The sequence below is a fragment of the Variovorax trehalosi genome (assembly GCF_051216415.1).
Lineage (GTDB): Bacteria > Pseudomonadota > Gammaproteobacteria > Burkholderiales > Burkholderiaceae_C > Variovorax.
In genome coordinates, this window is record NZ_JBPJZG010000014.1 from 65,948 (window position 1) to 78,374 (window position 12,427).

The 12,427-nt window shown below is 66.9% G+C and carries 11 protein-coding genes; 3 read left to right on the top strand and 8 right to left on the bottom strand.

The genetic code is table 11. The annotated features are described in order from the left end of the window. Positions 1–81: 81 nt before the first annotated feature. Complete coding sequence (locus tag ACSFA7_RS32950; RefSeq protein WP_435503258.1) at positions 82–1,422, top strand: NAD(P)/FAD-dependent oxidoreductase; 1,341 nt, start codon at positions 82–84, stop codon at positions 1,420–1,422. A 9-nt stretch (positions 1,423–1,431) separates the two neighbouring features. Here the strand turns inward: ACSFA7_RS32950 and ACSFA7_RS32955 are convergent, their stop codons facing one another. Genes ACSFA7_RS32955 through gcl form a run of 3 tightly spaced genes read right to left on the bottom strand, consistent with a single transcriptional unit; the run spans position 1,432 to position 4,968 of the window. Next, entirely contained in the window at positions 1,432–2,343 is a 912-nt protein-coding gene (locus ACSFA7_RS32955) for a 2-hydroxy-3-oxopropionate reductase (RefSeq protein WP_307606468.1), read from the bottom strand. 28 nt (positions 2,344–2,371) lie between these two features. Next, positions 2,372–3,151 carry a hydroxypyruvate isomerase gene (hyi, locus tag ACSFA7_RS32960; protein WP_435503259.1) on the bottom strand — a complete coding sequence of 260 codons (780 nt, stop codon included), beginning with the start codon at positions 3,149–3,151 and terminating at the stop codon, positions 2,372–2,374. Positions 3,152–3,174: 23 nt separating this feature from the next. Continuing rightward, positions 3,175–4,968 (bottom strand): glyoxylate carboligase, encoded by a 1,794-nt coding sequence (gene gcl, locus ACSFA7_RS32965; protein ID WP_435503260.1) that lies wholly within the window; start codon positions 4,966–4,968, stop codon positions 3,175–3,177. 112 nt (positions 4,969–5,080) lie between these two features. Here gcl and ACSFA7_RS32970 point away from each other — a divergent pair, with 112 nt between their 5' ends. Next, entirely contained in the window at positions 5,081–5,983 is a 903-nt protein-coding gene (locus tag ACSFA7_RS32970; protein ID WP_435503261.1) for a LysR family transcriptional regulator, read from the top strand. A 13-nt stretch (positions 5,984–5,996) separates the two neighbouring features. Here the strand turns inward: ACSFA7_RS32970 and ACSFA7_RS32975 are convergent, their stop codons facing one another. The 5 genes from ACSFA7_RS32975 to ACSFA7_RS32995 all read right to left on the bottom strand — a co-directional run bounded on the left by ACSFA7_RS32975 (position 5,997) and on the right by ACSFA7_RS32995 (position 11,414). Further along, positions 5,997–7,493: a carotenoid oxygenase family protein gene (locus tag ACSFA7_RS32975; protein WP_435503262.1), complete on the bottom strand. Its 1,497-nt coding sequence runs from the start codon at positions 7,491–7,493 to the stop codon at positions 5,997–5,999. 7 nt (positions 7,494–7,500) lie between these two features. Next, the gene (locus ACSFA7_RS32980) at positions 7,501–7,935 is read right to left on the bottom strand and encodes a DUF2141 domain-containing protein (RefSeq protein WP_435503263.1); all 435 of its coding nucleotides are present in this window, start codon (positions 7,933–7,935) and stop codon (positions 7,501–7,503) included. 136 nt (positions 7,936–8,071) lie between these two features. Continuing rightward, complete coding sequence (locus ACSFA7_RS32985; RefSeq protein ID WP_435503264.1) at positions 8,072–9,205, bottom strand: AI-2E family transporter; 1,134 nt, start codon at positions 9,203–9,205, stop codon at positions 8,072–8,074. A gap of 165 nt (positions 9,206–9,370) precedes the next feature. After that, positions 9,371–10,075: a GntR family transcriptional regulator gene (locus tag ACSFA7_RS32990; RefSeq protein WP_435503265.1), complete on the bottom strand. Its 705-nt coding sequence runs from the start codon at positions 10,073–10,075 to the stop codon at positions 9,371–9,373. 7 nt (positions 10,076–10,082) lie between these two features. Next, the gene (locus ACSFA7_RS32995; RefSeq protein ID WP_435503266.1) at positions 10,083–11,414 is read right to left on the bottom strand and encodes a C4-dicarboxylate transporter DctA; all 1,332 of its coding nucleotides are present in this window, start codon (positions 11,412–11,414) and stop codon (positions 10,083–10,085) included. Positions 11,415–11,689: 275 nt separating this feature from the next. Here ACSFA7_RS32995 and ACSFA7_RS33000 point away from each other — a divergent pair. After that, positions 11,690–12,427: type VI secretion system Vgr family protein (locus ACSFA7_RS33000; RefSeq protein ID WP_435503267.1), on the top strand; the 738-nt coding region annotated here is incomplete at its 3' end.

Below are 12,427 nucleotides of genomic sequence, written 5' to 3' on the forward strand. Positions count from 1 at the left end.
AACCATAGGCAAAACCGAGCCTTGCCGCCGGGGGCGGCGGGCATCGTCAACCCACATACAAAGACAACGGAGGGGCAGCGCATGACACCCGGACCTTTCACCACCACCGACCCCGATGTCGTGGTCATCGGCGGCGGGCCTTCGGGCTCCACCGTGGCCGCGCTGCTCGCAGACAAGGGGCACGACGTGGTCCTGATCGAGAAGGCGCAGCATCCGCGCTTTCACATCGGCGAGTCGCTGCTGCCGATGAACATGCCGCTGTTCGACCGGCTGGGCGTGCGCACCGAGGTCGAGGCCATCGGCATCAAGAAGCATGGCGCCGAGTTCGTCTCGCCCTGGCACGACCACACGAGCCATTTCGACTTCGGCCAGGCGATGGACAAGAGCTTTCCGTACGCGGTGCATGTGCGCCGCTCGGAATTCGACGAACTGCTGTTCCGCCACGCCGGCAAGCGCGGCGCGCGCACCTTCGAGGGCCAGCGCGTCACCGGTGTGGACATGGATGCCGGCAAGGGCACGCCCGACAACCGCCCGCTGGTGAAGATCAAGGCCGACGACGGCACCGAGACCAGCTGGCGCCCGCGCTTCGTGATCGACGCGAGCGGGCGCGACACGCTGCTGTCGAACCAGTTCGACGCCAAGCAGCGCAACCGCAAGCATGCGAGCGCGGCGCTCTACGGCCACTTCGCCAACGCCGAGCGCCGGCCCGGCCGCTTCGAGGGCAACATCTCGCTCTTCTGGTTCGACCATGGCTGGTTCTGGTACATCCCGCTGAAGGACGGCACAGTGAGCGTCGGCGCCGTGGCGTCGCCCGCGTACTTCAAGCGCCGCCAGGGCGCGTCGCTCGAAGACTTCCTGATGGAGACCATCGCGCTCGCGCCCAAGCTGGCCGCACGCCTTGCGAACGCTACGCTGATGGAAGGCGCCACCGCCACCGGCAACTACGCCTACGACTCGAAGTTCTGCCGCGGCGACCGTTTCATGATGGTGGGCGATGCCTACGCCTTCGTCGACCCGATGTTCTCCTCGGGCGTGTACCTGGCGATGAACAGCGGCTTCGAGGCCGCGACCGCGGCTGACCTGTGGCTCAAGGGCGAGGCGAAGGAGGCCGAAAAGGCCTTCCGCCACTACGAGAAGGTCATGAAGCGCGGGCCGAAGATGTTCTCGTGGTTCATCTACCGCATCACCTCGCCGGCGATCCGCAGGCTCTTCATGGCGCCGCGCAACATCTGGCGCATGCAGGAGGCGCTCCTGTCGATCCTGGCCGGCGACCTGTTCCGCGACACGCCCATCGGCCCGCGTTTCTGGGGCTTCAAGGTGACGTACTACGCCTCGTGCATCGGCATCCTGCCGCAGGCCATCAAGACCTGGGCATGGCGGCGGCGCAACCTCAAGGAATCGCTCGAGGCTGCAAAGACCTGAGCCGCAGGCTCAGTCCGGCGTGACGGTGTGCTGGGCGAGCGCTTCGAGCGCCTTGACCAGCGCCGAGTGGTCCGACTGCCCGTGGCCGAGCGCCGCGCAGGCATTCATCAGCTGCGCCGCACCCGCCGTCTGCGGCAGCGCCACGCCCAGCGAACGCGCGCTCTGCAGCGCGAGGTTCAGGTCCTTCTGGTGCAGCGCGATGCGGAAGCCCGGTGCGAAGGTGCGCTTGATCATCCGCTCGCCGTGCACTTCGAGAATGCGCGAGCTCGCGAAACCGCCCATCAGCGCCTGGCGCACCTTGGCCGGATCGGCGCCGGCCTTCGAGGCGAACAGCAGCGCTTCGCCCACGGCGGCGATGTTCAGCGCCACGATGATCTGGTTGGCCACCTTGCAGACCTGGCCGTCGCCCACGGCGCCCACCAGCGTGACGTTCTTGCCCATCTTGTCGAGCAGCGGCTTCACGCGTTCGAAGGTGCCTTCGTCGCCGCCGCACATGATCGTGAGGCTCGCGGCCTTGGCGCCCACTTCGCCGCCCGAGACCGGTGCATCGATGTAGCCGCAGCCGAGCGCCACGATGCGCTTGGCAAACGCCTTGGTGGCGATCGGGTCGATGGAGCTGCAGTCCACCACGATCTTGCCGCGCGAGTCCTTCAGGCCCTCGGCCACGCCGTGCGTGCCCGGCTCGCCGAAGAGTACCTTCTCCACGTCGGGCGTGTCCGGCACCATGATGAAGATGATGTCGGCCTGGCGCGCCACCTCGGCCGCCGAGGCGCAGATCTTCGCCTTCGAGATGAAGGGCTCGGGCGTGTTGCCCTGTGTGTTCACAAAGAGCTGGTGGCCCGCGTCGAGCAGGTGGCCCGCCATGGGCGCGCCCATGATGCCGAGGCCGATGAATCCGATTTTCTGGGGGCTTGTCGTCATGTCTCTTTTTCCGATCTGAAGTTGTCTTTTATTGCGTGAGCGCTTCGCGCCAGCCGAGGCCGTTCACCGTGTCGCTGCGCGGCTTGTATTCGCAGCCGATCCAGCCGTCGTAGCCCAGCGAATCGATGTGCTTGAAGAGCCACGGGTAGTTGATCTCGCCCGTGCCCGGCTCGCCGCGGCCGGGGTTGTCGGCCAGCTGGATGTGGCCGATCTGCGCGAGGTGTTTCGTGAGCGTGTTGCCGAGCTCGCCTTCCATCCGCTGCGCGTGATAGATGTCGTACTGCACCTTCAGGTTGGGCGAGCCCACCGCCTCGATCAGCGCGAGCGCCTTGTCGGTGCGGTTCAGGTAGAAGCCCGGAATGTCGAAGGTGTTGATCGGCTCGATCAGCATGCGGATGCCGGCTGCTTCGAGTTCCCGCGCGGCCAGGCGCAGGTTGTCGATCACCGTGCGGTTCACCACGTTGATGTCGGCGCCCTCGGGCACTTTGCCGATCAGGCAATTGACCTGCGGGCAGCCGAGCGCGGTCGCGTAGTCGATCGCCATGCCGATGCCTTCGGCGAATTCGCCGGTGCGGTCGGTGAGGCAGGCGATGCCGCGCTCACCCTTGTCCCAGTCGCCGGCCGGCAGGTTGTGCAGCACCTGCTGCAGGCCGTTGGTGCGGAGCGCCGCGGCGAGTTCCTTCTTCTCGAAGGGGTACGGGAAGAGGTATTCCACTCCCTTGAAGCCCGCCTTGGCGGCGGCTTCGAAGCGTTGCATGAACGGCAGCTCGGTGAAGAGCATCGTGAGGTTGGCTGCGAACTTGGGCATATGCGTGTGTCTCCTTGGTTCGCTCAGTCCAGCATCTCGGCCGCCACCGCGGTGGGTGCATCGGCAGGATGTTCGGCCAGCGGCTCGAACTCGGTGATGTTGTCGATCTCGGTGCCCATCGCGATGTTGGTCACACGCTCGAGCATCACCTCGATGACCACCGGCACGCTGAACTCGGCCATGAGCGCTTCGGCACGCTGGATGGCCGGCGCGATCTCTTCCTGCTTGTTCACGCGGATCGCCTTGCAGCCCAGGCCTTCGACGACCTTCAGGTGGTCCACACCGTAGCTGCTTTCGATGCCCGCATCGGGGCCCGCGTTGATGTTGTCGAATGCGAGCTGCACGCAGTAGTCCATCTCGAAGCCGCGCTGCGCCTGGCGGATGAGGCCCAGGTACGAGTTGTTCACCACGATGTGGATGTACGGCAGCTTGAACTGCGCGCCCACGGCCAGCTCCTCGATCATGAACTGGAAGTCGTAGTCGCCCGAGAGCGCGACGATCTTGCGCGTCGGGTCGGCCGCGCGCACGCCCAGCGCGGCGGGAATGGTCCAGCCCAGCGGGCCGGCCTGGCCGCAGTTGATCCAGTGGCGCGGGTTGTACACATGCAAGAACTGCGCGGCGGCGATCTGCGAGAGCCCGATGGTGCTCACGTAGCAGGTGTCGTTGCTGAAGTTGTTGTTCATGCACTGGTACACGCGCTGCGGCTTCATCGGTACTTCGTCGAAGTTGGTCTTGCGCAGCATGGTCTTCTTGCGCTCGATGCACGACCTGGCCCACTCGCGGCGGTCGGTGAGCTTGCCGGCGGCCTTCATTTCCTCTGCGACGGCGACGAATTGCTCCAGTGCGGCCTTGGCGTCGGAGACGATGCCGAAGTCGGGCGTGAACACGCGGCCGATCTGCGTGGGCTCGATGTCCACGTGCACGAAGGTGCGGCCCTTGGTGTAGACATCGACCGAGCCGGTGTGGCGGTTGGCCCAGCGGTTGCCAATGCCGAGCACGAAGTCGGAGGCGAGCATCGTCGCGTTGCCGTACCGGTGGCTGGTCTGCAGGCCGCACATGCCGGCCATCAGCGGATGGTCGTCGGGGATCGAGCCCCAGCCCATGAGCGTCGGAATCACCGGCACGCCGGTGGCTTCGGCAAAGCGCACGAGCAGGTCGGACGCATCGGCGTTGATGACGCCGCCGCCGGCCACGATCAGCGGGCGCTCGGCGGCCTGCATCATGCCGATGGCCTTCTCGATCTGGGCGCGCGTGGCGGCTGGCTTGTAGGGGGTGAGCGGCTCGTAGCTGTCGATGTCGAACTCGATCTCGGCCATCTGCACGTCGAAGGGCAGGTCGACCAGCACGGGGCCCGGGCGGCCTGAGCGCATCAGGTGAAAGGCCTGCTGGAACACCTGCGGCACCTGGCCGGGTTCGCGCACCGTCACCGACCACTTGGTGACGGGCTTGGAGATCGATTCGATGTCGACCGCCTGGAAGTCTTCCTTGTAGAGCCGCGCGCGCGGCGCCTGGCCCGTGATGCAGAGGATCGGAATCGAATCGGCCCAGGCCGAATACAGGCCGGTGATCATGTCGGTGCCCGCCGGGCCCGAGGTGCCGATGCAAACGCCGATGTTGCCGGCCACCGCCCGCGTGTAGCCCTCGGCCATGTGCGAGGCGCCCTCGACGTGGCGCGCGAGGATGTGCGAGATGCTGCCGCGTTGGCGCAGCGCCGAATACATCGGGTTGATGGCGGCACCGGGCACGCCGAAGGCCTGCGTCACGCCTTCTTTTTCCATCACAAGCACGGCGGCCTGGACTGCTTTCATTTTTGCCATGGGACTGTCTCCGTTAAGTGACGTCCACTGTAGGAAGCGGAGACCATTCGAAGAAGACGGCTGGGGACCATAAAACCTATTCCGCGTTGGAATAAGTGACTACCATCCGCGAATGGACAGACTCTTGGCAATGGAAATGTTCGTGCGGGTCGTGGAGACCGGCAGCTTCTCGAAAGCAGCGCGCGAATTCAACACCACGCAACCCACCGTGACCAAGCAGATCGCGGCAACGGAAACGCGGCTGAAGGTGCGGCTGCTCAACCGCAACACGCGCGGCGTGAGCCTCACCGAGCCGGGCGCGCTGTATTACGAGAAGTGCAAGACCATCGTGCGCGATGCCGAAGAGGCCGACAGCATCGTGCAGCTGCGACAGAACCAGGCGCAGGGGCTGCTGCGGGTTGGCACTTCGGTGGCATTCGGGCGGCGCGTGGTGGTGCCGCTGGCGCTCGAGTACATGCGCCGGCATCCGCAGGTGCAGCTCGATTTGAGCTTCGAGGACCGCTACGTCGATCTCATCGCGCAGGGCATCGACGTGGCCATTCGCATGGGCAAGCTGGCCGATTCATCATTGGGGGCGCGCTACCTGGGCGCCAACCCGTGGGTGATGGTCGCAGCGCCCGGCTACCTGAAGAAGCACGGCACGCCCAAGCGCGCGCAGGACCTGAGCGCGCATGTGGCGCTCATCTACAGCAGCGTGGTGGGCGACGAGTTCTGGCGCATGCACACGCCCAAGGGCGAGCCGGTGACGGTGCCGGTCTCGGGGCGCTTTCGCTCGAACAATCTTTCCGCCGTGCTGGCGGCCGCGCGCGACGGGCTGGGCATTGCGCTCATGCCGCGCTACGTGGCGAGCGAGTCGATGGCGGCGGGCAAGGTGGTCGCAGTGCTCGGCGACCACGCGTTGCCCGAGCAGGAGATCCACGCCGTCTTTCCCTCGCCCAAGCTGGTGCCGGGCAAGGTGTCGGGCTTCGTGGCGTTCCTGCAGGGGCGCTTCGACGAAGGCTGGTGGTCGGCCTGAGCTTTCTTTCTCTTCAGGCCGGCACGAAGGCGCCGTGCAGGCCCAGCGGCAGCGCGTAGGGCAGCGTGGCCTGCGCCACTGGCCCGGCGGCCAGGTGATCGGCCGCGAAGCACGACAGCACCGTCTTCTGCCGGCCGAAGTCGAGCACCGTGCCCAGCACCCAGCCTGGCTTCGAGCCATCCGGCACGAAGACATGCTCTTCCACGATGGCACTCGGCCCGTAGCTGAAGCGCTGGCTGCGACCGGTTTCGACATCCGTGCGGGCGACCGCACCGAAGCCCGGCAGGCCGGGCCGCAGCTGCGTCGCGTGCACCACCTGGCGGTGGCGCAGGCCGACGCGGCGCGGATCGATGCGCGGAAACTCCGCTTCCAGCGGCAGTGCCTTCTGCGTGGCCTCTCCCGTGCCCAGATTCAGCGTGGCGACAGTCAGGTGCGGGTGGGTGCTTCTTGCAAGGCGCGCGCGCATCAGTTCGCGGTTGGTCGTGAACACCGAGTCGGCGTTGTCCGAGCGCACATAGTCGATGTGGATCCGAGTGCCGCGCGGCGTGTCTTCTTCCCAGGCGTTGCCCACATGGAACAGGAAGCCCGCCGGCAGCATCAGCATCTGGCGCTTGTCCCAGTTCTGCTTGTCGACCACCAGCGCGCGCATGCCCAGCTCGGGCCGCCAGACATGCGCGTCGAGAAAGGTCGCGCCGGCTTCCTTGCGCTTGCCGTCGTAGACCAGCGGCGGCATCAGGAACACCAGATGCCGATCGGTCACGGCGAAGTCGTGGACCATCGCGGTGTCGGGCAACGGCACCGCGGCCGCGCGCCGCAATGCACCGTCGGCGCCGATCTCGTACAGCGCCATCAGGCCCTGGCTGCTGCTGACGCCGAAGTTCCAGACCGTGCCGTCCGGGTCGACCTTGGGGTGGGCCGAGAAGGGCATGCCCGCGAGGTCGGGGCGCCAGGTCTTCACGCCCAGCGTATCGAGCGTGCGCGCATCGACGCGCGTGGCCGAGCCGCCTTCCCACAGCGCCAGCACTTCGCCGCGCATCGGCAGCACGCTGGTGTTGGCGACGTTGATGCTGTCGGCCGAGGTCGGCGGCTCGACGCCCGGCGGGATGGTGCCGAAGGCCTCGAACAGGCGGTGGCCGGCCCGCACCTCGGCCACCCGCTTGGGTGTGGCGACATAGCGGCCCTGGTGGCGCACGTCGGCCCCGTCGATCACGAAGCGATGCACCATGCCGTCGCCGTCGAACCAATGGTGATAGCGCTCGCCACCCAGGTCGTGGCCCGCAGGGCAGATGCGAAAGAGCGCGCCGGCGACGGCGTCGGGAAAGCGCCCTCGCACCGTGGCACGGGTCAGCGGCAGGTCGCCGGACGGCGTGGCGAAGCCGGTCTTCCAGGGCACGTCGGCGGCTTCGAAGTCGGCCTGCCAATTGTCCTGGCCGGCAGCGCGCGCCAGGGGCGCAAGAAGGGAAAGTGCGCCGGCCGAAGCCAGCAGGCGCATGAGTTCGCGTCTTTGCATGGCGGCCTCAGCGCAGGTGGATGACGGTCTGCAGGTCGGCATCGACGCCGATCGCGGCGGCATCGAATTCGGGCGGGCCGAGATTGCCCTTGGCATCGTTCGAGAAGCCGTAGCGTTCGGTCGGCATGCCGAAGAGGTTGGTGTCGAGCTTGCCGTTGCCGTTTTCGTCCGCGAACACGCGCACGGCATAGCGCCCCGGCGCCAGGCCCGGGAACACGAGCTGTGCCGCGCCGGCGCGCATCGGCACCATCTGCGAGGCCAGCGCGGTGCCCGCGAAGCCGGTGGCGCTGCTGTACAGCGCGACGTACAGCGTGGCGTCGGCGGCGGGACCGTCGGCCACGCTCAGGCGCAGGTCGGCGGCAAGCGCGCCCAGCGGCGCGAGGAGGGTGGCAGCACACATCGCGCGCACGGCCGGGCGGGAGAGGAATACGAAAGGACGCATGGCAGGCCTCGTTGCAGTGAAGAGGCCCCGACGATCCCGCAGGCGCCGGGCGGCGCCCAGCGGCATGCGACGAAATGCGGAAATGCGCGCGCCAGATGCGCGCGGCGGGCGCAAGAAGCACCAGCCTCCGCCGGGTTCAGCCCTTCTTGCGGTTCTCGGGCAGGGCGGCCGGGTCGGCGGCTTCGGGCGTCTGCGGCGGCTCGATCGTCTCGTGGCCGTTGCCCACATGCCCCGAGTCCGCGAACAGGCTCCACGCCGCCATGAACAGCGCCGCGATCACCGGCCCGATCACGAAGCCGTTGATGCCGAAGATCGCCATGCCGCCGATGGTGGACATCAGCACGATGTAGTCGGGCATCTGCGTGTCCTTGCCCACGAGCACGGGGCGCAGGATGTTGTCGACCAGGCCGATCACGAACACGCCCACGAAGATCAGAACGCCGCCCTGCCAGAAGTGCCCCGTGGCCAGGAAGTAGATCGCCACCGGCCCCCAGATCAGCGCCGCGCCCACCGCGGGCAGGAGCGACAGGAAGGCCATCAGAACCGCCCACAGCAGCGCGCCCTGTACGCCGAGGAACCAGAAGGCCAGCCCGCCGATGGTGCCCTGCGCAATGGCCACGGCCACGTTGCCCTTCACCGTGGCGCGGATCACGGTGGTGAACTTGTTGAGCAGGTAGTGCGTGTGCGGCTTGGCGAGCGGCACGGCATCGCGCATGGTCTTGGAGAGCGTGGCGCCGTCGCGCACCAGGAAGTACAGGAGGTACAGCATCACGAAGAAGCTGACGATGAAGTCGAAGGTGTTCTGGCCGATGGCCAGCGCCTGGCTCGCGATGATCTGGCTGGCCTGCCCCGCAGCGGTGGAGATGCGGGCCTGCCAGGCTGCCATGTCGCCGAGGTTGAAGCGCTCGACCAGGTTCAGCAGCCACTGCGGCGAGGCATCGAGGATCTGCTGGAAGTAGGCCGCGAAGTTGATCTGCCCCGAGCGAATGTTCTGCGTGACCAGCGCGATCTCTTGCACCAGCGACACGCCTACCATCGCCAGCGGCAGGATCACGATGAAGAGACAGATCGCCAGCGTCGAGAGCGCGGCGGCATTGGGCTTGCCGCGCATCTTCTTCAACAGCCACTTGTAGAGCGGCGTGAACAGGATCGCCAGCGCCACGCCCCACAGCACCGCGCCGAAGAACGGCAGCAGCACCCAGACGAAGGCGGCGGTGACGATGGCGAGCAGGGCGAGGAACACGCCGCGCTGGAGTTGGGGTGAATTCATAAGTGTCTCGGACTGTAGCCGAGCGCGGCGGCGCCATCCTGTCAGCGGGCACGCCCTTGTGGAGGGCCGCGCTGGGGGCAGGAAAATTCGCCCGCAGCCTTTGCCAGCCCGTCGCGGCGCGCTATCTCATCGATAGCGCGCCGCGGCACTAATGCACGGACGGCTTCAGCGTTTGGCGCGCGGCAGCGCGACCGGCGCCAGCGTGGCGCGCAGGCGGCTCGGCGCATCGGGCTCCGCCGTGGCTTCGACCTCGAGCGCACGCTCGACATTGCCGATGTGTTCCAGCATCAGCCGGCGCGCCTTGTCCGTGTCGCCTTCTTCGAGGGCCGCGACGATGGCGCCGTGCTCCGCGCACGACTGCCCCGCCTCGTGCTTCGACTGGTAAAGCGTGGCCGCCAGCGTGGTGCGTGCCGTGAGATCGCGCAGCACGTCGACCAGCAACTGGTGCCCCATCTGCTCCGCGAGGCAGACATGGAAGTCGGCGAGCAGGAAGGCCCGCGTGGCGGCATCGGCGCCTTCGATGGCGCGCTGCTCGTCGGCGATGTGATCGCGCAGCTTCCGGATCACCTTGCCGAGCGGCCGGCCTTCGCTCTCGGCCAGGATGCCGGCCTCGACGATGCGGCGGGCCGAGAAGGCATCGCGCGCTTCCTCGGCCGAGGGCTCCACCACGTACCAGCCGCGGCGCGATTGCACTTCGACGAAACCGCGCGCCTGCAACTGCATGAGCGCCTCGCGCACCATCGTGCGGCTCACCGAGAAGTTCTCGGCCAGGGCCTGCTCGCCCAGCCGCTCGCCCGGCGCGAGCTTCTGCGCGAGGATGGCCTCGACGACGCGCTCGGCGATGGCGGTGGGGCTGACGTCGGTGGCCATCTTGTTTTCAGTGAGCGGAGGTAGCGGCGGTGCCGGTGTTTACCACGGGTGCTTCGGCCAGTGGCTCGTCGTCCGGCGAGTAGGTGCCGTCGAGCACCGCATGCGCGCGCTCGCGGTCGATGTCGCCTTCCCACGCCGCGATCGCCACCGTGGCCACGCAGTTGCCGATCAGGTTGCCGAGCGCGCGGGCGATGCCCATGAACCAGTCCACCGACAGCACCAGCACGAGGCCGATGGCGGGGATCGCCGGAATCGCATGCAGCGTCGCCGCCAGCACCACGATGGCCGAGCCCGGCACGCCGTGCGCGCCCTTGGAGGTGACCAGCGCGATCGCGAGGATCGTGAGCAGGTCCGCCATCGAGATCGGCGTGTTGGTGGCCTGCGCGATGAACACGGCCGCGAGCGTGATGTAGATCGAGAACGCGTCGAGGTTGAACGAGTAGCCCGTCGGAATCACCAGGCCCACCGTCGAATCGCGGATGCCCATGCGGCGCAGCTTGGCCATGATCTGAGGCAGCACGCTGTCCGACGAGGTGGTGGCGAACACGATGGTGAGTTCTTCGCGGAGGTACCGCAGCAGCTTCCAGAGGCTGAAGCCCGAGAAGCGCATCACCAGCCCCAGCACTACGAACACGAAGACCAGCACCGCGCCGTAGAAGAGCGCGACCAGCATGCCCAGTTGCTTGAGCGAGCCGATGCCGTACTGCCCCACCGTGAACGCGATGGCGCCCAGCACGCCCAGCGGCGCGAGCTTGATGATGATCCCCATGATCTTGAAGAGCACCAGCGAGAGCGCATCCACCACCACCGCCACCGGCTTGCCGCGGTCGCCCAGCAGCGACAGCGCGCAGCCGAACAGCACCGCGAACAGCAGCACCTGCAGCACGTCGCCCGTGGCGAAGGCGTTGACCACCGTGGTCGGAATGAGCTTCATCAGGAACTCGACCGTGCCGCCGCTCGTGAGCTTGTCGGCGTTCGACGCATAGGCGCTCATCGCGGCCGGGTCGAGCTTGGCCGGGTCCACGTTCATGCCCACGCCCGGCTGGAACACGAAGGCCAGCACCAGGCCCATGGCGAGCGCGATGGTGGTGAGCACCTCGAAGTAGATGAGCGCCTTGACGCCCACGCGCCCCACGCGCTTCAGGTCGCCCGCGCCCGCGATGCCGTGCACGACGACGCAGAACACCAGCACCGGGATGATCATCTTGATCAGCTTGATGAAGCCGTCACCCAGCGGCTTGAGCTTGACCGCGAACTCGGGCCAGAAGAGGCCGGCGAGCACGCCGAGCACCAGCGCGATGACCACCTGACCGAAGAGCGATTTGGCGAAGCGAGGCATGGAGTCTCCTGTCTTTATGTCTTGTCGAGGGTTGCATGCAAGGATCGCTTTTTCTTGCATACAAGAAATGTAGGCAAGAAGACTTCGAGGGTGGCAGAGGGTATTCCCGGGCTCTGGCATGACTCCCGATGCCGACGGTTTCGCATGGCTCAGCAGTTGCTGCGCATTGCCGTTGAAGTGGGAGCGAGTGACTTTAGGCACTGGGTATGTCGCGCAAGGGGGGCTACTGTCGCCGTTCGCCACCAGAAAGAGTTGTGGCATAGCGAAAGGGGGAAATGACAGACTTCAATTCGGCTTCGCTCGGCGCGCAAATGCGTGCGGGTACGACACAGCAGGATCGGCTGCTGGTGCTGCACACGCCCTTGGGCGAGAACAAGCTCCTGGCTGAACGCCTCGAAGGCGTGGAGTCTCTTGACGAAGGCGGCTTCCGCTTCGAACTCACCGCACTGAGTGACGACGCGCACATCGAACTCAAGACCCTCATGGGCCAGGGCGTGCGCCTCGATCTGCAGACCGCACAGAGCCGCACTGACCTCCGCCCCTTCCACGGCCATGTGACCGAGGCCGAGTGCGTCTCGAGCAACGGCGGCATGGCGCGCTACCGCATCGTCATCGAACCCTGGCTCGCGTTCCTGCGCCATCGCCAGGACAGCTGCCTGTTCCAGCACCAGAGCGTGTTCGACATCGTCGATGCCGTGTTCGCGCGCTACCAGAGCCAAGGCAAGCTCGCCGTGCAATGGCGCTGGGAGATCGCCCAGCGCGACATCTATCCCGTGCGCGGCATCACCACCCAGTACCACGAGAGCGACTTCGATTTTGTTTCGCGCCTCCTGGCCGAAGAAGGCCTGTGCTACTGGTTCGAACACGCCACCGGCAAGGACGGCAGCCTGGGCAGCCACACCCTCGTCATCGCCGACCACAACGGCGCCTTCCGCGCCAACACCCAAGCCACCATCCGCTTTCACCGCGCCGATGCGAGCGAGCGCGAAGACACCATCCAGCAATGGCGGGGC

Excerpts from the sequence above, each read along its gene's own strand:
- ACSFA7_RS32950 (WP_435503258.1), top strand. The coding sequence starts at position 82 with ATGACACCCGGACCTTTCACCACCACCGACCCCGATGTCGTGGTCATC.
- ACSFA7_RS32955 (WP_307606468.1), bottom strand. The coding sequence starts at position 2,343 with ATGACGACAAGCCCCCAGAAAATCGGATTCATCGGCCTCGGCATCATG.
- hyi (WP_435503259.1), bottom strand. The coding sequence starts at position 3,151 with ATGCCCAAGTTCGCAGCCAACCTCACGATGCTCTTCACCGAGCTGCCG.
- gcl (WP_435503260.1), bottom strand. The coding sequence starts at position 4,968 with ATGGCAAAAATGAAAGCAGTCCAGGCCGCCGTGCTTGTGATGGAAAAA.
- ACSFA7_RS32970 (WP_435503261.1), top strand. The coding sequence starts at position 5,081 with ATGGACAGACTCTTGGCAATGGAAATGTTCGTGCGGGTCGTGGAGACC.
- ACSFA7_RS32975 (WP_435503262.1), bottom strand. The coding sequence starts at position 7,493 with ATGCAAAGACGCGAACTCATGCGCCTGCTGGCTTCGGCCGGCGCACTT.
- ACSFA7_RS32980 (WP_435503263.1), bottom strand. The coding sequence starts at position 7,935 with ATGCGTCCTTTCGTATTCCTCTCCCGCCCGGCCGTGCGCGCGATGTGT.
- ACSFA7_RS32985 (WP_435503264.1), bottom strand. The coding sequence starts at position 9,205 with ATGAATTCACCCCAACTCCAGCGCGGCGTGTTCCTCGCCCTGCTCGCC.
- ACSFA7_RS32990 (WP_435503265.1), bottom strand. The coding sequence starts at position 10,075 with ATGGCCACCGACGTCAGCCCCACCGCCATCGCCGAGCGCGTCGTCGAG.
- ACSFA7_RS32995 (WP_435503266.1), bottom strand. The coding sequence starts at position 11,414 with ATGCCTCGCTTCGCCAAATCGCTCTTCGGTCAGGTGGTCATCGCGCTG.